Annotated in this window: 17 protein-coding genes; 8 read left to right on the top strand and 9 right to left on the bottom strand. The window is 69.9% G+C overall.

Annotated features, from left to right (window positions below):
* The first annotated feature begins 34 nt into the window (after positions 1-34).
* Positions 35-2134, top strand: coding sequence for a M13 family metallopeptidase (locus AC1PLR_RS06655; protein WP_481103549.1), 2100 nt, complete (start codon positions 35-37; stop codon positions 2132-2134).
* Positions 2135-2371: 237 nt separating this feature from the next.
* On the top strand, positions 2372-4384 hold the full coding sequence (locus tag AC1PLR_RS06650) for a M13 family metallopeptidase (protein WP_481103053.1): 2013 nt from the start codon (positions 2372-2374) through the stop codon (positions 4382-4384).
* Positions 4385-4559: 175 nt separating this feature from the next.
* Here AC1PLR_RS06650 and AC1PLR_RS06645 read toward each other — a convergent pair whose 3' ends face one another.
* The 6 genes from AC1PLR_RS06645 to AC1PLR_RS06620 all read right to left on the bottom strand — a co-directional run bounded on the left by AC1PLR_RS06645 (position 4560) and on the right by AC1PLR_RS06620 (position 10442).
* Entirely contained in the window at positions 4560-5222 is a 663-nt protein-coding gene (locus AC1PLR_RS06645; protein ID WP_481103052.1) for a rhomboid family intramembrane serine protease, read from the bottom strand.
* Positions 5223-5652: 430 nt separating this feature from the next.
* Positions 5653-6039: an MGMT family protein gene (locus AC1PLR_RS06640; protein WP_010341284.1), complete on the bottom strand. Its 387-nt coding sequence runs from the start codon at positions 6037-6039 to the stop codon at positions 5653-5655.
* Positions 6036-6971 carry a DMT family transporter gene (locus AC1PLR_RS06635; protein WP_481103051.1) on the bottom strand — a complete coding sequence of 312 codons (936 nt, stop codon included), beginning with the start codon at positions 6969-6971 and terminating at the stop codon, positions 6036-6038. The genes AC1PLR_RS06640 and AC1PLR_RS06635 overlap by 4 nt, the downstream gene beginning before the upstream one ends.
* Before the next feature lie 88 nt (positions 6972-7059).
* Complete coding sequence (gene gorA / locus AC1PLR_RS06630; protein ID WP_481103050.1) at positions 7060-8421, bottom strand: glutathione-disulfide reductase; 1362 nt, start codon at positions 8419-8421, stop codon at positions 7060-7062.
* Between the two features lie 157 nt (positions 8422-8578).
* Positions 8579-9820, bottom strand: coding sequence for a DUF418 domain-containing protein (locus tag AC1PLR_RS06625; protein WP_481103049.1), 1242 nt, complete (start codon positions 9818-9820; stop codon positions 8579-8581).
* Positions 9821-9962: 142 nt separating this feature from the next.
* A complete protein-coding gene (locus AC1PLR_RS06620) occupies positions 9963-10442 on the bottom strand; it encodes an FKBP-type peptidyl-prolyl cis-trans isomerase (protein WP_481103048.1) in 480 nt (159 codons plus the stop codon).
* 109 nt (positions 10443-10551) lie between these two features.
* Between AC1PLR_RS06620 and AC1PLR_RS06615 the strand changes: the two genes are divergently transcribed.
* The 3 genes from AC1PLR_RS06615 (at position 10552) to AC1PLR_RS06605 (ending at position 13068) form a co-directional block, all read left to right on the top strand.
* Positions 10552-11094 carry a C40 family peptidase gene (locus AC1PLR_RS06615; protein WP_010341289.1) on the top strand — a complete coding sequence of 181 codons (543 nt, stop codon included), beginning with the start codon at positions 10552-10554 and terminating at the stop codon, positions 11092-11094.
* 107 nt (positions 11095-11201) lie between these two features.
* A complete protein-coding gene (locus AC1PLR_RS06610) occupies positions 11202-12038 on the top strand; it encodes a C40 family peptidase (RefSeq protein ID WP_481103047.1) in 837 nt (278 codons plus the stop codon).
* A gap of 280 nt (positions 12039-12318) precedes the next feature.
* Positions 12319-13068 carry a nucleotidyltransferase domain-containing protein gene (locus tag AC1PLR_RS06605; protein ID WP_481103046.1) on the top strand — a complete coding sequence of 250 codons (750 nt, stop codon included), beginning with the start codon at positions 12319-12321 and terminating at the stop codon, positions 13066-13068.
* A gap of 22 nt (positions 13069-13090) precedes the next feature.
* Here the strand turns inward: AC1PLR_RS06605 and AC1PLR_RS06600 are convergent, their stop codons facing one another.
* From AC1PLR_RS06600 to AC1PLR_RS06590, 3 genes are all read right to left on the bottom strand, one after another.
* Complete coding sequence (locus AC1PLR_RS06600; RefSeq protein WP_010341292.1) at positions 13091-13570, bottom strand: acyl-CoA thioesterase; 480 nt, start codon at positions 13568-13570, stop codon at positions 13091-13093.
* Between the two features lie 113 nt (positions 13571-13683).
* Positions 13684-14520, bottom strand: a complete 837-nt coding sequence (locus AC1PLR_RS06595) for a class I SAM-dependent methyltransferase (protein ID WP_481103045.1) — start codon at positions 14518-14520, stop codon at positions 13684-13686.
* Positions 14521-14527: 7 nt separating this feature from the next.
* Entirely contained in the window at positions 14528-15868 is a 1341-nt protein-coding gene (locus tag AC1PLR_RS06590) for a dicarboxylate/amino acid:cation symporter (RefSeq protein WP_010341294.1), read from the bottom strand.
* Between the two features lie 152 nt (positions 15869-16020).
* On the opposite strand from AC1PLR_RS06590, the gene AC1PLR_RS06585 reads away from it, so the two are divergent.
* The 3 genes from AC1PLR_RS06585 to tilS all read left to right on the top strand — a co-directional run bounded on the left by AC1PLR_RS06585 (position 16021) and on the right by tilS (position 20270).
* On the top strand, positions 16021-17727 hold the full coding sequence (locus AC1PLR_RS06585; protein WP_481103044.1) for an alkaline phosphatase family protein: 1707 nt from the start codon (positions 16021-16023) through the stop codon (positions 17725-17727).
* A complete protein-coding gene (locus AC1PLR_RS06580) occupies positions 17724-18293 on the top strand; it encodes a WG repeat-containing protein (protein ID WP_481103043.1) in 570 nt (189 codons plus the stop codon). Before AC1PLR_RS06585 ends, AC1PLR_RS06580 begins: the two co-directional genes overlap by 4 nt.
* 633 nt (positions 18294-18926) lie before the next feature.
* Complete coding sequence (gene tilS / locus AC1PLR_RS06575) at positions 18927-20270, top strand: tRNA lysidine(34) synthetase TilS (protein WP_481103548.1); 1344 nt, start codon at positions 18927-18929, stop codon at positions 20268-20270.

The raw sequence follows: 20270 nt of genomic DNA, 5'->3' as shown, positions 1-20270 counted from the left end.
CTGGAGCCTGCCTGTGACCCTTCGCAATCCCAAGATGCTGCTGTTGACCCTGGCCGTGAGCGCCGCGCTGACCGGCTGCAACAAGCCCGAGAACGCCGCGCCCGCCGCCGACGCCGCCAAGCCCGCGCCGGCCGCCGCCCCGGCCGCAGCGCCCGCCGAGCTCAAGCTCGACACCAGCAAGCTGCCGGCCTACAACGCCTTCAGCATCAACGATCTGGACGCCGGCAAGAACGCCTGCGACGACTTCAACGGCTACGTCAACGGCAAGTGGCTGGCCGCCAACGAGATTCCCAAGGACCGCAGCAGCTGGGGCGCGTTCTCGATCCTGGACGAGCGCTCGGTGGCCGTGCAGCACCAGTTGGCCGAACAGGCCGCTGCCGCCGCCAACCCGCAGGGCGTGGAGAAGATCGTCGGCGACTTCTGGTCCTCAGGCATGGACGAAGCCAAGATCAACGCCCAGGGCATCGAGCCGCTGAAGGCCGACCTGGCCGCGATCGACGGCCTCAAGGACGGCCCGGCGATCGCCGAGTACCTGCGCCAGAGCGCGGCCAAGGGCGAGAACGGCCTGTTCGGCTTCGGTGCGGAAGCCGACTTCAAGAATTCGACGATGAACATGGCCTACGCCATGCAGGGCGGCCTCGGCCTGCCCGACCGCAGCTACTACGTCGACGCCGACAAGCAGGACAAGCTCAAGGCCTACCAGGCGCACGTGGCCAAGGTGCTGGAGCTGGCCGGCGTGCCGGCCGCCGACGCGGCCAAGCAGGCGCAGGATGTGGTGGCGCTGGAAACCCGCCTGGCCAAGGTCTCCAAGTCCAGCGAGCAGCTCTCGCGCGACGCCGAGCTGGCCTACAACCCGGTCACCCCGGCCGAGGCCGACAAGCTGACCCCGAACTTCCCCTGGACCAAGTTCTTCGAATCGCAGGGCGTGGCCGTGCCGGAGAAGTTCTCGCTGGCGATCCCGGCGTTCCACCAGGAAGTGAGCAAGGCGCTGGGCGACACCGACCCGTCGGTGTGGCGCGCCTACCTGCGCTTCCACACCGTGGACAGCGCCTCGCCGTACCTGAGCGATGCCTTCGCGCAGGAAAACTTCGCTTTCTACGGCAAGGAACTCAACGGCCAGGCCGAGATGAAGCCGCGCTGGAAGCGCGTGCTCGGCAGCATCGAGAACGGCGCCGGCGAGGCGATGGGCCAGATGTACGTCAAGGTCGCGTTCTCGGCCGACGACAAGGCCAAGATGCAGCAACTGGTCGAGAACCTGAGCCAGGCATTGAAGGCGCGCCTGGAGAAGCTGACCTGGATGAGCGAGGAGACCAAGGCCAAGGCCCTGGAGAAGTGGAAGACCTTCACCCCGAAGATCGGCTACCCGGACAAGTGGCGCGACTACAGCAGCCTGACCACCAAGCGCGACAGCTACCTGGACAACGTGCGCGCCGCCACCGCGTTCAACTACAAGTACAACCTGAGCAAGATCGGCAAGCCGGTGGACAAGACCGAGTGGGGCATGACCCCGCAGACGGTCAACGCCTACTACAACCCGCTGCAGAACGAGATCGTGTTCCCGGCGGCGATCCTGCAGCCGCCGTTCTTCGATCCCAAGGCCGACGACGCGTTCAACTACGGCGGCATCGGCGCGGTGATCGGCCACGAAATGACCCACGGCTACGACGACCAGGGCGCGCGCTTCGGGCCGACCGGCAACTTCGAGAACTGGTGGACCCCGGCCGACGCCAAGAAGTTCTCCGCGCTCACCGGCAAGCTGGTCCAGCAGTTCGACGGCTACGAGGTCGACGGCAAGCACGTCAACGGCAAGCTGACCCTGGGCGAGAACATCGCCGACCTGGGTGGCATCACCACCGCCTATGACGCCATGAAGAAGGCCACCGAGGGCAAGGACGACCCGAAGGTCGGCGGCATGAGCCGCGACCAGAACTTCTTCATCAACTGGGCCACCGTGTGGCGCACCAAGTACACCCCGCAGAACGCGATGGTGCGCCTGACCACCGACCCGCACGCCCCGGCGCAGTTCCGCGCGATCGGCGCGCCGTCGAACCTGGAGGCCTTCGCCACCGCGTTCCAGTGCAAGCCGGGCGCGCCGATGGTGCGCAGCGGCGACAAGCGCGTGGTGATCTGGTAAGCGACGGCGTCACCGCCGTCCCGCGAAAAGGCCCGGCATGTCCGGGCCTTTTCTTTGCGCGGCGGCCGGCCTGCGGCAGTGACGGCGCTGCCGATCGCCCATCTAGTCTGCCCGCATCCTTGGCGGCCGGCGCCCCTCGCTGAATCCGGTTGGGCGGTGGACGCACGTCATCGCCACAGTTGCACACCGCGGCTTGTTAAACTCCGCCGACTTTAATCCTGACCGGATGCGTTCCCGATGCCCAATGCCCGTCCGCTTGCCCTCGCCGTCGCCCTCGGCCTGATCGCCCTCGCCTCCGCCGCCGATGCCGCGCCCAAGAAGAAGCGCGCCGCCGCGCCCAAGGCCCCGCCGATCAGCGCCGCCTGCAGCGACTTCTACGACGACGCCAACGCCGACTGGCTGAAGCAGAACCCGGTGCCGCAGACCGGCGCGGTCACCGCGCTGGGCCAGCTCGCCGAGCGCGCGCAACAACAGCAGCGCGACCTGCTCGATGCGTCCATGCAGTCGCCGCAGAACGCGGTGCAGAAGGCGCTGGGCGACTTCTGGGCCAGCGGCCTGGACGAGGCCGCCGTCGAGAAGGACGGCTCCAACCCGATCGCGCCGCTGCTCGGCCGCATCGATGCGATCAAGAAGGCCAAGGACGTGCCGGCCTCGATCGCCGCGCTGCACCAGATCGGCATCCCGGTCGCGTTCAACTTCGGCGCCGACGTCGACCTGAAGGCGCTGGACCGCCACATCGGCTACTTCATGCAGGGCGGCATGGGCCTGCCCGATCCGGCCTTCTACACCCGCACCGACGCCGACACCATGGCGCTGATGGGCCGCTACCGCACCTACGTCAAGCAGATCCTGACCCTGACCGGCACCCCGGCCGACCGCCTCGAGGCCGACGCGCAATCGGTGCTGCAGATCGAGACCGCGCTGGCGCGCAGCGCCAAGTCGCTGGCCGGCATCAACAACCCGTTCAACAACTACGCGCCGATCTCGACCAAGGAGTTGAACAAGCAGTACCGCAACCTGCAGCTCGACGCCTTCCTCAAGGCCCAGGGCGTCAACGACGACCTGGTGTCGATGGCCGACCCGGACATGTTCAAGCAGCTCGACGGCATGATCGTCAGCATCAAGCCCGAGCAGTGGAAGGCCTACCTGCGCTGGCGCGTGGGCGATGCGATGGCGCCGTACCTGTCCAAGAGCTTCCGCGACGCCAGCTTCGAGTTCCGCGGCCGCGTGCTGCAGGGCCAGGTCGCACCGCCGCCGCGCTGGGCGCAGGTGCTGGACGCGATCAACGTCGCCGCCGGCCCCATGCTGGGCCGCGAGTACGTGGCCCGCTACCTGTCGGCCGACACCCGCCGCCAGGCCGAGACCATCGCCGACCAGGTGCGCGACGCGCAGATCGCCGCGGTCAAGCGCAGCACCTGGCTGAGCGAGCCGGCGCGCACCGAGGCGCAGGCCAAGCTGGCCGCGCTGAAGATCGAAGTCGGCGCGCCGCGCCGCGACCTCGACTACACCCTGCAGCCGATGGGCCGCGGCAGCTTCGGCGGCAACATGCTGATCGCCTCCACCTGGCGTCACCGCGAGGAGATGAAGCGCATCGGCAAGGGCAACGCCGACCGCCGCTGGGACGTGCTGCCGCAGCAGCCGGCGCTGACCTACGACATCGCCCAGAACCGCCTGATCGTCACCGCCGCGGTGCTGCAGCCGCCGGTGTACGCGGCCGGCGGCGACGCCGCGGCGCTGTACGGCGCCTACGGCGCGATGGTCGCGCACGAGCTGATCGGCGCCATCGACAGCAAGGGCAGCCAGGTCGACGCACAGGGCCAGTTGCGCAACTGGTGGACCCCGGAAGACAAGAGCGCCTGGAACGCGCTGGCGGCCCGCACCGCCGCGCAGTACGGCGCCTACGACTTCCCCGGCGCGAAGGGCGCCAAGGTCAACGGCCCGCTGACCCAGGACGAGGACCTGACCGACATCGGCAGCGTCGAACTGGCCTGGCAGGCCTACAGCGCCGCGCAGCCGGCGGCCAACGAGGCCGGCAAGCAGATGTTCTACAAGGCCTGGGCTGGCCTGTGGGCGCAACAGCTGTCGCCGAACGAAGCCGTGCAGCGGGTCACCGCCGACGTGCACGCGCCCGGCCGCTGGCGTACCAACGGCGCGCTGGCCAACCTGCCCGCCTTCGCCGCAACCTTCACCTGCAAGCCGGGCCAACCGATGGTGCGCAGCGAGGCCGAGCAGATCCATCTGTGGCCGTGAGCCAGTGCCGGCGCTAGCCGCCGGTCAGGCACACAGCAAGACGGCGCGGGCAACCGCGCCGTCTTGCATTCAGGGGTCTGGAAAACGTGTCTTCGGCGCCTGCGCTGCCCGCAGGCGGCTGCCAACGCGAGGGCGCTGCCGCGCAGCGATACCTGCGCGCGGAGGCCGGCGTGCGCTATCGCACGATGCGCGGACGCGGCGGCTTGCGCTTGCCGAACGGCGGCTGGCCGCGCCAGTAGCGGATCATCAGCCAACCGAACAGCATGCCGCCCAGATGCGCGAAATGCGCCACGCCCGGCTGCCAGCCGGTGAAGCCCATCAGCAGTTCCAGCGCGCCGAACACGATGACGAAGGTGCGCGCCTTCATCGGGATTGGCGGGAACAGCAACACCACCCGCTGGTTCGGAAACAGCATGCCGAACGCCAGCAGCAGGCCGAAGATGCCGCCGGAAGCGCCCAGGATCGGATACGGCGCGTAGCCGTTGCTGAGCATCCACCAGCCGACCAGCAACTGGCACAGGCCGGCGCCGGCCACACAGACCAGGTAATAGGTCAGGAAGCGCTTCTCGCCCCAGGTCTGCTCCAGCGGCCCGCCGAACATGTACAGCGCCAGCATGTTGAAAAACAGATGCGAGAAGCTGCCGTGCAGGAAGCCGTAGGTCAGCAACTGCCAGAGCTGGAAGTTCTGCCCGGGCGAGAACGCATCGAAGACGCCGATCGGCCACAGCATGAACGGCTCGAACGTCGCGTCGCCCAGCAAAAAGGGTTGCTGCAGCAGGAACACCACGACATTTGCGATCAGAAGCGCTTTAGTGACGGGCGGAAGTCTGGGAAACATGGTCGGGTCCGTGGCAACTGCCCCCATCATAGCCGGTCGCTAGAGGCTGCACTCCAACCAGCGCGGCGGCATTCCACGACCAATGCTCCTCTTCCAAGAAATATTGCGAGCGCGGTGCGCCGAAGAGACAGACGAGGGCGCGGGCGAAGCCTCGCGCAATCAACATGCAGCATGCGCTTCGCGCCCTACCCTCACCCCAACCCCTCTCCCGCAGGGAGAGGGGCTTGAACCTCCCTTCTCCCCTTGGGAGAAGGTGCCCCGAAGGGGCGGATGAGGGTACGGGCGCAGCCTCGTGCAGCCCAAACACCGCATGCGCTTCGCGTCCTACCCTCACCCCAACCCCTCTCCCGGGGGGCGAGGGGCTACGCCATTCACAGCCGGCCTCTTCTGCTCTTCGAGACACGGGCCGCCGCAGTTCTGGTGCGCTTCGCTACCTAGGCCCCCACACCTCGGCATCGAGATCCCGCGCCGGCTTAGGCGCACGTTTCACCCGCCCGCCCTGCACCACCACGCCTTCGGCGCGCAGGCGCTGGCATTGTTCGCGATGGCCACGCGAGCCTTCGGGAAACGCGATGCGGCCGTCGCTGCGCAGCACCCGGTGCCAGGGCAGCGCAGCGTCGGTGTTGCCGCCGAGCAGGCGCGCCACCAGGCGCGCGCGCCCCGGCAACCCGGCCAGCATCGCCACCTCGCCATAGCCGCGCACCTGGCCCGGCGGGATCGCCCGGATCGTCGCCAGGATCCGCGCGTGCGCCTCGGCGGCCGCCGTCGTCTCGGCCGGCGCCGCTGCCGTCGCTGCAAGCGGCCGCCGCGGGCTCATGCCGGCCCCGCCCGCGCCGGCCGCGACACCAGCAGCACGCCGCCCAGCACCAGCACGGTGCCGGCGATCTGCCAAGGCCCCATCGCCTCGCCCAGCAGCAGCACGCTGAGCACGATGGTCGAGACCGGGCCGAGCATGCCGATCTGCGACGCCAGCGCCGAGCCGATGCGCTGCACCGCCAGCATCGTCGCCAGCACCGGCACCGCCGTACACAGCGTGCCGTTGAGCAGCGACAGCGCGTACACCGGCACCGGTAAGGCCAGCGCGTGCAGCGGCCGCAGCAGCAGGAACTGGGCGATGCACAGCGCACACGCGACCAGGCTGGCGTAGGCGGTCAGCCGCACTGCGCCGACCCGCGCCACCAGTTGGCCGCTGCCGACCAGATAGGCCGCATAGGCCAACGCGCTGCCGAACACCAGCAGGCTGCCCCAGGCGGTGCGCGCGCCGCCGATGCGCAGGTCGTGGCCGAACGCCAGCAGCACGCCCAGATAGCTCAACGCCAGCGCCCACAACTGGCGCCGCTGCGGACGCCGCCGCCACAGCAGCACGCCGATCAGCAGCACCAGGGTCGGGGTGAGATAGAGGATCAGCCGCTCCAGGGTCGCGGTGATGTAGGCCAGGCCGAGGAAATCCAGGAAGCTGGCCAGGTAATAGCCGAGCACACCCAGCGCGACGATCCGCCAGCGGTCGCCGGGCTGCAGCGGCGGCGCGCGGCGCGCCGCCCACAGCGCCATCGCCGCGAAGCACGGCAGCGCCACCAGCATGCGCAAGGCCAGCAGGGTCACCGCATCGACGCCATAGCGATAGCCCAGCTTGACGATGATGGCCTTGCCGGAAAACGCGATCGCGCCGCCCGCGGCGAGCAGCACGCCGCCGAGGCTGGCCTGGGTGGCGGAGGAAGCGACGGGGGCGGACGTGCCGGGCGCGCTCATCGCGCAGCGCAGCGACAGGGAGAAGAGGACACGTGCATGCCGCCATTCTACGGCGCGACGGCCAACCCGCCGTCGGATCGCCGCGGCTTCAGCGCATCAGCACCACTTCCTCGGCCGAGGTCGGATGGATCGCCACGGTGTCCTCCAGTTGCTGCTTGGTCACGCCCAGCTTCAACGCCACCGCGAACCCCTGCAGGATTTCGTCGGCACCATCGCCGAGCAGGTGGACGCCGACCACGCGTTCGTCGGCGCCCACGCACACCAGCTTGAACAGGCTGCGCTGCGGCGAGTCGGCCAGCGCCTGCAGCATCGGCCGGAAGTTGCTGCGGTACACAGTCACCGCATCGGCGCCATAGCGTTCGCGCGCCTGCTCCTCGCCCAGCCCCACCTGGCCCAGCGGCGGGTGCGAGAACACCACGCTGGGCACGTTCTCGTAGTCCAGCCGCGCCTGCGGTCGGTCGCCGAACACGCGATCCATCAGCTTGCGCCCGGCGGCGATCGCCACCGGGGTCAGGCCGACCTTGCCGGCCACGTCGCCGATCGCGTACAGCCCCGGCACGTCGGTGTTCTGGTAGTCGTCCACCACGATCTCGTGCTTGTCGCCCAGGCGCACGCCCAGCGCTTCCAGGCCGAGGTCGCGTGTGTTGGGGCGGCGCCCGATCGCGAAGAACACCTTGTCGACGATCTCGCCAGACTGCCCCTGCGCATCGACCACGCACAGGTCCTCGCCGCTGCGGCGCAGGGCGCTGGCGCGATAACCGAAATGCAGGCGCACGCCCTGGTGACGCAGATTGTCGGCGAGCTGCCGCGCCAGTTCCGCGTCGAACCGCTCCAGCAGGCGCTCGCCCTGCACGTACAGCTCCACCCGGCTCCCCAGCGCCTGCAGCAGTCCGGCCAGTTCCACCGCGATGTAGCCGCCACCGACGATCGCCACCCGCGGCGGTGCCTCGCACAGGTTGAAAAAGTCGTCCGAGACCAGGCCCAGTTCGGCGCCTTCGATCTGCGGCCGCAGTGGATGCGCACCGGTGGCGATCACCACGTGCTTGGCGCTGACCCGCACGCCGTCGTCGCATTCGACGGTGTGCGCATCGACCAGCCGGCCGCGCCGCGGAATCAGCACCACGCCGTCGGCATCCAGGCGCCGCCGGTAGCTGGCGTGGATGTTGCCGATGTAGCCCTGGCGATGCGCCACCAGCTCGGCCCAGGACAGCGTGGCCTCGGGAATGGCGAAGCCGACCGCGCGCGCCAAGTCGATGCGCTCGACCAGGTCCGCCGCCAGCCACATCGCCTTCTTCGGCACGCAGCCGACATTGACGCAGGTGCCGCCGAGCGCGCTCGGCTCCAGGATCGCCACCCTCGCGCCGTGGCTGGCGGCGCGGAACGCGGTGGCCAGGCCACCGGAGCCCCCGCCCAGCACCAGCAGGTCGTAATCGCGGATCGGCCCGCTCACGGCGCACGCTCGGCGCGCGGTGCAGTGGCGTCGCTGGCGAACCCGTATCCGCTTCTCACATCGTCCATCGGCTGTCCTGTCGCATGTCTCGGTCGCCGCGGAGCATGCCATGGGCGGCCGCGCGGCAGATGTGAGGACGCCGCCGCAGCGCCTGCGCTCAGGCCGCGTCGCGTCGCCGCATCGGCTGCCAGCGCAGGTAGCTGGCCGAGCGCCACAGCCACTCCACCGGGCCGAAGCGGAACCGCTGCAGCCACCAGTGCGACAACGCCACCTGCAGCGCGAACAGCGCGACCGCGAACGGGATCTGCCAGGCGCGCGGCAGTTGTTCGAAATAGCCGAACCCGTAGCCGTAGAACAACGTGGTGCACACCAGCGACTGCAGCAGATAATTGCTCAGCGCCATGCGTCCGGCCGGCGCCAGCCACTGCAACGCCGCTGCGGCGCGCACCAGCCAGGCCGCATAGCCCAGCGCCATCAGGCCGCTGGCGACGCTGGCCAGGGCGTAGGCAAAGGTCAGACGCAGATCCAGCCGCGCCGGGTCCATCCACGGCTCCAGCCGGAAGCTCAGCAACATCAGCCCCAGCCCCAGCGGCAGCACGCCCCAGCGCAGCACCGCCAGCAGCCGCGGGAAGCGCTGCGGTTGCGCGGCCAGTCCGCTGCGCACGCACCAGGCGCCGAGCAGGAACATGCCGAAGATGGTCGGCGCGTTGAACAGCAGCCCGCTCAGCGATTCGACCAGGTCGCGCGCGCGTTGCGCAGTGGCCTGCGCGTAGCTGCCGTGGCCGAACACCTCGCGCTGCTGCGCCAGCGCCGCCGCGCCGTGCTGCGCCTGCTCGGCCATGTCCCGATGCCACTGCGCTGCACCGTGCGGATCGGCCTGCGCCGCCCAGGCGGCGGCGCCGATCAACAGCCACAGCGCCGGCGCAAACAGGTACACCACCAGCGCCATCCCCGGCAGCCAGCGCGTGGGCGCCTCGCGGAACGCCAGCAGCATGAACGCCAGCAGCGCGTAGCTGACCAGGATGTCGCCGGACCACAGCAGCACCGCATGCAGCAGGCCGATCAGCAGCAGCCCCGCGCTGCGGCGCAGGAAGAAGCCACCGAACGGCCGTCGCGCGGTCTCGGCGCGCTGCGCCATCACCGCGAAGCCCATGCCGAACAGCAGCGAAAACAGCGTGTAGAACTTGCCCTGCACCAAGATGTAGACCAGCGCATCGGCGATGCGGTCGGCGCCGCGCAGCGTCGGATCCAGGCCGGTCATCGCCGCGTCCAGCGGACCGACGAAGCCCTCGATGTTCATCAGCAGGATGCCCAGCAGGGCGAAGCCGCGCAGCACGTCCAGCGTGGCGATGCGCTCGGCGGGCGCGACGGGCTGCAACACGGGGGCGGAGGAAGCCAAGGCGGGCACCGGACGGAAGGCCGGCGAATGTCCCCTCGCCGCGATCAGGAAGGCCGCCGGCGTCCGCGGCGGCGCGACGGCGCCGCTGCGCGCGGCGCCAGGGCTGGCGGCACCGGCGCGACCGGTACCGCCATCAACGCACTCAGTGGTGGTGGCCGCCGTCGCCGTGCACGTGGCCGTGCTCGATCTCTTCGGCGCTGGCCTCGCGCACGTCGACGATCTCGACGTCGAAGTGCAGCTCCTTGCCGGCCATCGGGTGGTTGAGGTCGACGTCGACCACGCTCATGCCGACCTTCTGCACAGTGACCGCGCGCGGTCCGAAGTTGGTCTGCAGCACCACCTGGCTCCCCGGCTGCAGCTTGACCGCGCCGAAATGCTTCTTCGGCACGCGCTGGCTCAGGCCCTCGCGGTATTCGCCGTATGCGTCCTTGGCGGCCACGTCGACACCGAAGCTGTCGCCGGCGGCCTTGTCCATCATCGCGTTCTCCAGGCCCGGGATGATGTTGCCGTGGCCGACCAGGATCACCAGCGGATCGCGGTCCTTGGAGCTTTCGATCGGCTCTTGACCGACTTCCGAAACGGTGTAGTGGAAACGGACGACGCGGTCTTTTTCGATCTTCATGTGCACTCTGCGCTGTGGCTGCCGGGGGCAGACGGGATGGGCGGCTTGTCGGCCGCCGGGAGCGCCGCCATGATGGCGGCCTTCTGAGGTCGCGCATTATCCCGGCTCCATGCACAACACGCCAGTTTCGCCGCGCGGCCGCCGCGCGTTCCCGTGGTGGCTTCCGCTGCTGTGCGCCGCGGCGCTGGCGGCCTGCGGACGCCACGAGGTCCGCCACACCCGGCCGGCACCGGTGACGGTGCGCGAGTGGCCGCAGGTGGCACCGGCCGACCCGGGGGCGGCCAACGCGGTGCTGATGCGCGCGCTGGGCCTGGTCGGCACCCCCTACCGCTACGGCGGCAACACCCCCGAGTCCGGCTTCGACTGCAGCGGCCTGGTCGCCTATGTCTATCGCGACATGCTCGACCTGCGGCTGCCACGCACCTCGCGCGAACTGGCCGCTGTACAGGGGCCGCGGATCGATCCGCAGCGCCTGAGCACCGGCGACCTGGTGTTCTTCGGCAGCGCCGGGAATGTGACGCACGTCGGAATCTATGTCGGCGAAGGCCGCTTCGTGCATGCCCCCAGCACCGGCGGAACCGTCCGCCTGGATTCACTGGATGGGGCCTACTGGCGGGACCATTACACGGGCGCAAAACGGGTTTTGCACTGAATTGTGATTTCACCCACATTCATAATTACGAAATTTTAACCTTATTTGAACTTCCTATTTCTGTCTACAAGGCATGATCCCCCATCGTTTTATTTTGTGATCCAAGCGTGACGACCGAAGCCCAGACCTCTCCAGGCAAGCCCGCCGTTCCCCGCCGGACCGCTTTCCGCCTCTTCTGCACCGCCTCGCTCTGTTTCTCGGCCCTCCCGGCCCTGGCTCAGACCGCTCCCGCCGACACCGTCGTCCCGGAAGCGATCGCGACCGTCGCCCCCGCCCCGGCCCAGGTAGGCGCCGCAGCGACCACCGCCCCGGCGACCGCGCAGACCTCTACTTCCGTTGCCTCGGCCAAGCCGGCCGCCGCCGCCCAGGCCCCCGCGCCGACGCGCAGCAAGGCCGACGCCGCCGCCAGCGCCACGCTGGCCGCCCTGCTCCCGCACCTGGCCGCCAACGACACCATTCCGCTGATGGACCGCTCGGCGATGTTCGCCGGCGACATCAGCCGCCTGCTGGCCAACTACGACGTGTCCCAGCCGGTCCCGCGCGAAGGCGTGGTCCCGGGCGGCGACAAGGTCCAGTCCGTGCTCAAGCGCGCCATGGCGCTGCTGGGCACCCCGTACCGCTGGGGCGGCGAGGACACCGAAGGCTTCGACTGCAGTGGCCTGGTCGGCTACGTGTTCCGCACCGCGCTGGGCATCGAGCTGCCACGCGTGTCGCGCGAGATGGCCCGCGAGGCCAACGCCCAGCTGATCAAGGACCGCGACGCGCTGGCCCCGGGCGACCTGGTGTTCTTCGGCCGCAAGGGCCGCGTCGACCACGTCGGCCTGTACGTCGGCGAGGGCCGCTTCCTGCACGCCCCCAGCCGCGGCAAGGACGTGCGCGTGGACACGCTGACCTCGGGCTACTGGGGCGAGAAGTTCGTGCAGGCGCGCCGCGTGGCGATGTAAGCCGCCCCCGTCTGTGCGCAATGCGAAGAAAGGCCGCTGGCGACAGCGGCCTTTTTTGTTGCGCCCGGGTGTCGCCGGATTGCCGCTGCGATGCGGCGCTGTCCACCGGCTACGTCATTGCCGCCCCCCGCCTTGCCCGACGGCACGCTACGCTGGCCCGCCTCGATCGCGTCACCGGAATGTCGATGACACCACCTGCCTCGCCCGCCCTGCTCCCCTGCCATGCCCATGACCACCGTCGCCGGGCCGCATACTGGCCGCACCGGCAGGCGCTGCGCTGATGTTGCTCACTCCCGCCCTGCCCACGCCCGCCCAGGCACTGGCGATCGCGCAGTCGCTGCTGTCCACCCGCTATGCCGGCGCTGCCTTCGGCTTCGCCGCCGGCTCGATCCTGCGCGGCGAAGGTACGCACTTGTCCGACATCGATCTGGTGGTGGTCTACGACAGCCTGCCGGCGGCACGTCGCGAATCGTTCCTGGCCGAGGGCGTGCCGGTCGAAGCCTTCGTGCACGATCCGGGTACGCTGGCCTGGTTCGTCGATGACGATGCGGCCCGCGGCCGTCCCAGCCTGCTGCACATGGTCGCCGAGGGCACCATCGTCGGCACCGCGACCGACGCCGCACGTGCCCTGCAAGGCCAGATCGCCGCGCGGCTGCAGGCCGGGCCGCTGCCGCTGACGCCGGCGCAACGGGACACGCTGCGCTACGAGATCACCGACCTGGTCGACGACCTGTGCGGCGAGCGCAGCGCCGCCGAGATCGTCGCGATCGGCGCCCTGCTGCATCCGCGCCTGGCGGAACTGGCGCTGCGCGGGCGCGGCCATTGGTACGGCAGCGGCAAGTGGGTGCCGCGCCTGCTGGCACGGATGGATCCGGCGGTGGGCGCGCGCTTCGAGCAGGCCTTCGCCACGCTGTTCGCCAGCGCCGACTGCGCGCCGGTGCTGACGCTGGCGCAGCAGGAACTGGCCGCGCACGGCGGCCGCCTGTTCGATGGCGACTGCCGCACCGCGCCCACGGACTGGCGCGCCTGAGCCAGCGCGCGGGCGCGCGCCCTCAGCCGTGGTAATGCGCGATGGTGTCCTCGATGCCCTTGCTCAGTTCCATCACCTTCTGCGCGTACTCGGCCAGGCGATGGTCTTCCGGCGTGTCCGGATGCCAGGCCGGGACCGCGGTCGGGCGGCCTTCGACGCCGTCCAGGGCCACGAACACGATGATGCAATGCGTGCACAGGCGCGGCTCGCCGCCCATCGGATCGCGGGCGCGCACCTCGATGGCGAAATGCATGCTGCTGGTGCCGGTGTGGACCAGCTTGGCGCTGACCGTGACCATGTCGCTGATGCGGATCGGCGACACGAAGCGGATGCCGCCCACCGCCACGGTCACGCTGTAGTGGCCGCTCCAGCCCACCGCGGCGGCGTAGCCGACCTGGTCGATCCACTTCATCACCACGCCGCCGTGGACCTTGCCGCCGTAGTTGACGTCGATCGGTTCGGCCAGGAAGCGGAAGGTCAGTTCGCGTTGCGTGCCGCTCATCGGGAATCCATGCAGGGGAAGAAGGCGGCAGTCTGCCATGCGCCGACGCCGCCAATCGCAATGGCGCCGCAATGGCCTGCGGCCACGGCCGCGCTGGCGGCCGAAGGGGTCGGCTACGCCGCGGCCAATGCCAGGTTGTCACGCTTGCGGATGCACAGCCATGGGAAATGCGGCTGGCGCCAGCGCAGCGCGCGCAGGCAGCGTACCGACAGCCGGCGGGGGTCGAACAACCGGCGCAGCACGATGCCGTCCAGCACTGCGTCGGTGTGCTGGTGGTACTGCTGCGCCAGTTCGGCGCAGCCCAGGTCGCTGAAGTAGCGCAGGCTGCGCGCGGCGCTGGCCAGGGCCTGGTCGGCGTCGGCATAGAACGGGCTGTCGAGGATGTGCAGTTCGCCATCGTGCTGCAGCAGCCGCAGCAAGCGTGCGATCAACGCACGCGGATCGGCGAAGTACTGGATGCAGGCCGGCACCACCACGACATCGAACCGCTGCGCCGGCAGCGGCAAACGTAGGATGTCGGCGGCGACGAAGCTCAGCTGCGGCGCGTCGGCGAACACCCGCGCCGCCTGGGCAAGTTCGGTGCGATTGACGTCCACGCCGCAGACTTCGCGCTGCAGGCCGCTGGCCAAGCGATGCGACAGCCAGCCGTTGCCGCAGCCCAGTTCCAGCAGCGGCCCCTCGCCGCCGCGCGCGCGCAGGTGGCGCAGCAGGCGCCGGCACGATTCGGCACGCACCCGCCATTCGTGACTGGCGCCGAGCGCGCCGGGCGGCTGCGGCAGCGTGCGCACCTGCGCGTCGCTGTAGAGGCGGCCTTCGCGGCGACGCACGTCCAGGTAGCGCTGCTCGAACGGGTCGTCCGGCAGCGCGTCGTGCACCAGCACCCCCTCGCGCAGCGTCAGCCCCGGCAACTGCCGCAGCTGCGCGCGCAGGCTCTCGGCGGCCGTGCTCACCGGAGCATCAACGCACCTGGCCGGAACCGTCGACCGGCGGATCTTCCAGGCCGACATTGCTCGAGGCGGCCTCGTAGATGCCGCGGTCGAGCAGGCCGGTTTCCTTGGCCACCAATACCGGCACCAGCATCTGCCCGGTCACGTTGGTCATGGTGCGCATCATGTCCAGCACGCGGTCGATGGCGTACAGGTAGCCGATCACCTCCAGCGGCAGGTTGGCCGCACTCAGCACCACCGTGGCCATCACCACCGCCGTGCCGGGCACGCCGGCAGTGCCGAAGCTGCCCAGCACCGACGCGATCAGCACCACGAAATACTGGTTGGCGGTCAGCGGCACGCCGGTGTACTGGGCGATGAACACCGCGCACAGCGCCGGGAAGATCGCGCCGCAGCCGTCCATCTTGATGCTGGCGCCCAGCGGCACGGCGAACGCCGCGTAGTCCTTGTTGACGCCGAGGTTGTGGGTGATCGAGCGCAGTGCCACCGGCATCGCGGCGAAACTGGACGAGCTGACGAAGGCCACCTGCATGCCGGGCGCGGCACCGCGGAAGAACTTCCACGGGTTGAGCCCGTGCACCAGCAGCAGGCTGCTGTACACCACCACGATGTGGATCGCGCAGGCCAGGTACAGCGCCAGCACGAAATTGCCGAACGGCAGCAGCTTGCCGAAGCCGTAGCCGCCGACCAGCGCGGCGATCAGGCCGAAGGTGCCGAGCGGGGTCATCTCCAGCACGAAGCGCGTGACCTGGATCATGATCTCGCTCATCTGCTTGGTGAGCTTGCGCGCCTCGGCCACGCGCTCGCCGAGCTTGACCATGGCGAAACCCAGCAACGCGGCGAAGAAGATCACCGGCAGGATCGAACCGCGCCCGGCCGCCAGCACGGTCTCGCCGGCGGCATTAGTCTTGGTGCCGATGCCGGTGAGCGCATAGAACGGATTGGACGGCACCACGTCCAGCAGCACCTGCACCGGGCTGGGCACGTCGCGCGGGGTCCAGGCACTGTCCACGCGCAGGCCCAGGTGGCCGGCCCCCGGCTGCAGCACGGTGCCCACGGCCAGGCCGACGCCGACCGCCAGCGCCGCGGTGACCACGAACCACAGGAAGGTGCGCCCGCCCAGCTTGGCCACCGACTGCTGCCCGTGCAGCGCCGAGATCGCGTTGATGACGGCGAAGAACACCAGCGGCACCGCGATCATCTTGATCAGGGTGACGTACAGATCGCCCAGCGGCTTGAACCAGGTTTCCGCGGTCGGGCCCAACGCCCAGCCGGCCAGGGCGCCCAGCAGAAAGCCGGCGACCACGCGCTGCCAGAACGGAATGCGTAACCAGGCCGTCACCAGTTTCATCGACGCTGTCCAGAGAGATCGGGGGATTTCGCACGATAGCGCACCCCGGCAGCAGCGACGACGCCATGGCTGGAAAGGCGCGATGTCATCGGCGTGCCTTGTCGCAGCCGGCATAATGCGGGGGACTTCGTTGTTCAGGACCCGTTCCGCGTATGCGCCTTCCCGTTTCCGCTCTCGCCGCCGCCTCCACCCTGCTGCTGGGTGCCTGCGCCAGCGCGCCGCACGCGCCGGCCGCCAGCGCCAACGTCGCGCCGATCGCCGTCCCCGCGGTGGCCCACCCGGCCGGCGAGACCCCGGCCTGGTGGTACCGCAGCGGCGCTGCCAAGGCCGCCAACAACGGTGCGATGCGCGGCAAGGCCAAGAACGTCATCCTGTTCCTGGGCGACGGCATGAGCCTGACCACGGTCGCCGCCGCGCGCATCCTCGACGGCCAGCGCAAGGGCGCCTCGGGCGAAGAGAACCAGCTGTCGTGGGAGGCGTTCCCGGCTACCGCGCTGAGCAAGACCTACAACACCGATTCGCAGACGCCCGACTCGGCCGGCACCATGACCTCGATCACCACCGGGGTGAAGACCCACATGGGCGCGATCGGCGTGTCCGCCGGCAAGCGCGACGCCTGCGCCGACAGCCTCGGCAAGCAGTTGCTGAGCTGGCTGGAACTGGCCGACAGCGCCGGCATGGGCACCGGCATCGTCACCACCACCCGGCTGACCCACGCCACCCCGGCCGCGACCTATGCGCATGTGCCCGAGCGCAACTGGGAAAGCGATGCCGACCTGCCGGAGAAAGCCGTGGCCGAAGGCTGCCGCGACATCGCCCAGCAGATGGTGAGCGCGCGCTTCGGGCGCGGCCCGCAGGTGATGCTGGCCGGCGGCCGTGGCCAGTTCACCACCGTCGAGCAGCGCGACCCGGAGTACGACGACAAGGTCGGCCTGCGCCTGGATGGCCGCGACCTGGTCGGCGAATGGCGCCAGCGCCATCCGCAGGGCGCCTACGTGTGGACCCGCGGGCAACTGGAAGCGGCGCAGAACGCGCCGGCGCTGCTCGGCCTGTTCGAGCCGGACCACATGCAGTTCGACCACGATCGCGACCGCAGCGCCAATGGCGACCCGAGCCTGGCCGAGATGACCAAGGCCGCGATCCGCACCCTGTCGCAGGACAAGAACGGCTATGTGCTGATGGTCGAAGGCGGCCGCATCGACCACGCTCACCACGCCGGCAACGCCTACCGCGCCCTGGACGAGACCATCGCCCTGTCGCAGGCGGTGCAGGCCGCGGCGGAGGCGACCTCGGCCGAGGACACGCTGATCATCGTCACCGCCGACCACTCGCACACGCTCAACTTCGTCGGCTACCCGCAGCGCGGCAACCCGATCCTGGGCAAGGTGCGCGGCACCAGCGGCGAGGACCCCAATACCGGTGACCTCGCGCTGGACGGCAACGGCCAGCCCTACGCCACGCTCAGCTACGCCAACGGTCCCGGCTACACCGGCGCCAGCAACCAGCAGCCGGCCGGGATCAAGACCTTCCCGCATGCGCCGAGCAATTTCGAGCCGGCCAACGGCCGTCCCGACCTGACCCACGTCGACACCGAAAGCCCGGATTTCATGCAGGAAGCGCTGGTGCCAACCAAGGCCGAGACCCATGGCGGCGACGACGTCGGCATCTGGGCGCGCGGCCCCGGCAGCAATGCGTTCCGCGGCAGCCTGGAAGAGAACGTGATCTACCACGTGATCGTGCAGGCCACGCCGACCCTGCGCGCGCGGCTGTGCCAGGCCGGCACCTGCAACGGCGACGGCGTGCCGGTGGAACTGCCCAAGCCGACGGCGTTCATGACGAGCGCTGCGACCGCGCAGTGAGCCGATTGCTGCCCCGGCCGTGGCGCCGTGGCCGCGTGCATGCGGCAGCGGCGTTGCTCGCGCTGTCGGCAACCACAGTTGCTGTGCAGGCACAGGCGCAGCCCGACGGCGCCTGCCGGCTCGGCGATACGACCACCGACCGCCACGTCGTGCCGGGCTGCAAGCTCGGCGCCGACGGACGCCTGGCGCTGACACCGCAGGCGCTGCGGCGCCTGCACTTCGATCGCGACGGGCTGGCGTTGCTGAGCGTCGGCGCGCGCTTTTACTACGTCCGCGCCGATGGTCGCAGCTTGCCGGTGATCACCTGGGACAACGGCCCGGATGGTTTCACCGAAGGGCTGACCCGCGGCATCTTTCACAGCCGCATCGGCTTCTACGACCGGCAGCTGCGCGAGGTGATCGCGCCGGTCCACGACTTCGCCTGGCCGTTCGAGCACGGTGTCGCCGAGGTCTGCGACGGCTGCCACCCCGGCACGCCCGACGCCGATGGACACACGCCGATGCAGGGCGGCCGCTGGTACTCCATCGATCGCCACAACCGCGAAGTGCCGGCGCCCAAGCGCTGAGCCGATGATCGTGTGCAGCATTGCTGCGTTGTCGCAGAAGCGCCGCCATGGCTGGTCCTCTGTGACGCGTCCCTTTTGAATCTCCCCCGATGTCGCGGGAAGCGCACCCGCGAAGTGAGACATCCTAGCGTCGGGACTGAAGTCCCTCCCACATAACGCTAGCCAACGCTTGCGCTGCTTCAGACCTCGTCGCGCGCTGGCCACAGGCCGAGCGTCGCGTGCTAGCGGCCAACATCGAGCGGGCACCGGGTTGACCAAGCATCCGGGACAGCCCCGAGTGCCGACACCTGCCCTTGTGGGAGGGACTTCAGTCCCGACGCATTGAACTGAAAGGCGTCGAGACTGAAGCCCCTTCCAAAGGGGGCAACTCACGTTGTGCTGCTTCAAGTGCCGTCGCGCGCTAGCGGCAAGCCAGTCGTCGCGTGCCGGCGGCCAACATCGAGCGGGCACCGGGCTGAGCGAGCATTTGGGACAGCCACGAGTGCCGATACCTGCTCTTGTGGGAGGGACTTCAGTCCCGACGCATTGAACTGAAAGGCATCGGGACTGAAGTCCCCCCACAACGCTATCAAGCGCAAAGACATCGCCATGCCACGCTTCGCGCTGACCTGTGCTTGCGTCTACAGTGACGCGATGCCGCCGCATGCCTCTCCGCCCCCGTTGTCCGCACTCGCCGCCGTGCTGCCCGATCCGGCGCCGGTGCCGCTGCTGCTCGGCCTCAGCGGCGGGCTGGATTCGATCGTGCTGCTGCACCTGCTCGCGCAACAACCGTCCTACCGGGACGCCGGCCTGCGTGCGTTGCATGTACACCACGGCCTGCATGCCGACGCCGATGCCTGGGCCGCGCATTGCGCAACTGTGTGCAACGCACTGGCGGTGCCACTACAGGTGGTGCGGGTGCAGGTGCCGCGCGACAGCGGCGATGGCCTGGAAGCGGCCGCGCGGCAAGCACGGCGCCAGGCCTTCGCGCAGGCGCTGCAGCCCGGCGAGTGGCTGGCGCTGGCGCAGCACCGCGACGACCAGGCCGAGACTTTCCTGCTGCGTGCGCTGCGCGCCTCCGGCCCGGATGGCCTGGCGGCGATGCAGGCGCTGTCCGATTTTGCCGGTAGCCGCCTGTGGCGGCCGCTGCTGGCGCAGCCGCGCACTGCGCTGCATGCCTATGCACAGCAGCACGGCCTGCAGTGGATCGACGACCCCAGCAACGCCGATCCCGGCTTCGACCGCAATTTCCTGCGCCTGCAGGTGCTGCCGCTGCTACGCCAGCGCTGGCCGCATGCCGACGCCGCCCTCGCCCGCAGCGCGCAGCTATGTGCCGACGCCAGTGCGCTGCTGGAGGCGGACGACCGCATGGCGCTCGATGCGCTCCAGGACAGCCCAGGCGCCTCACTGCCGCTCGCCCCGCTGCGCGCCCTGCCCGCGGCGCGACGCGCACGCGTACTGCGCCACTGGGTCGCGCAAGCCGGGCTGCCGCCGTTGCCGGCGGCCGGCCTGGCGGCGATCGAACACGACCTGCTGCAACCGCGCGCCGACGCCGCGGCGCAGTTCGCCTGGCATGGCGCCTGCGTGCGCAGTTGGCGCGACATGCTGTACGCCGAGCGCGACCTCGCGCCCTGGCCGGCCGACTGGCAGGCGCACTGGGACGGCCGCACTCCGCTGCCATTGCCCGATGGCCGCCGCCTGCACCTGCTCGCCGAGACCGCTCTGGCCTTCGACACGCCGCTGCTGGTGCGCGCGCGCCGCGGCGGCGAACGCCTGCGCCTGCCCGGACGCACGCAGTCGCAGTCGCTCAAGCACCTGCTGCAGACGCATGCGCTGCCGCCGTGGCAGCGCATGCGCCTGCCGCTGCTGTTCGATGCCACGCAACTGCTGGCCGCCGGACCGGACCTGCTGGCCGCGCCACTGCATGACTGGCTGCAGGCGCACGCCGCACGCCTGGAACTGGATCCGCTGCCGGCGCCGGCACGCGCCTCGCATTGA

This window comes from Xanthomonas sp. NCPPB 3570 (genome assembly GCF_056725115.1).
The sequence above is the reverse complement of the archived record's forward strand: the minus strand, read 5'-3'. Positions and strand labels throughout refer to the sequence as shown.

Coding starts and splice junctions, on each gene's coding strand:
- AC1PLR_RS06655 (WP_481103549.1), top strand. CDS start 35: ATGCTGCTGTTGACCCTGGCCGTGAGCGCCGCGCTGACCGGCTGCAAC.
- AC1PLR_RS06650 (WP_481103053.1), top strand. CDS start 2,372: ATGCCCAATGCCCGTCCGCTTGCCCTCGCCGTCGCCCTCGGCCTGATC.
- AC1PLR_RS06645 (WP_481103052.1), bottom strand. CDS start 5,222: ATGTTTCCCAGACTTCCGCCCGTCACTAAAGCGCTTCTGATCGCAAAT.
- AC1PLR_RS06640 (WP_010341284.1), bottom strand. CDS start 6,039: ATGAGCCCGCGGCGGCCGCTTGCAGCGACGGCAGCGGCGCCGGCCGAG.
- AC1PLR_RS06635 (WP_481103051.1), bottom strand. CDS start 6,971: ATGAGCGCGCCCGGCACGTCCGCCCCCGTCGCTTCCTCCGCCACCCAG.
- AC1PLR_RS06620 (WP_481103048.1), bottom strand. CDS start 10,442: ATGAAGATCGAAAAAGACCGCGTCGTCCGTTTCCACTACACCGTTTCG.
- AC1PLR_RS06615 (WP_010341289.1), top strand. CDS start 10,552: ATGCACAACACGCCAGTTTCGCCGCGCGGCCGCCGCGCGTTCCCGTGG.
- AC1PLR_RS06605 (WP_481103046.1), top strand. CDS start 12,319: ATGTTGCTCACTCCCGCCCTGCCCACGCCCGCCCAGGCACTGGCGATC.
- AC1PLR_RS06600 (WP_010341292.1), bottom strand. CDS start 13,570: ATGAGCGGCACGCAACGCGAACTGACCTTCCGCTTCCTGGCCGAACCG.
- AC1PLR_RS06590 (WP_010341294.1), bottom strand. CDS start 15,868: ATGAAACTGGTGACGGCCTGGTTACGCATTCCGTTCTGGCAGCGCGTG.
- AC1PLR_RS06585 (WP_481103044.1), top strand. CDS start 16,021: ATGCGCCTTCCCGTTTCCGCTCTCGCCGCCGCCTCCACCCTGCTGCTG.
- tilS (WP_481103548.1), top strand. CDS start 18,927: ATGCCGCCGCATGCCTCTCCGCCCCCGTTGTCCGCACTCGCCGCCGTG.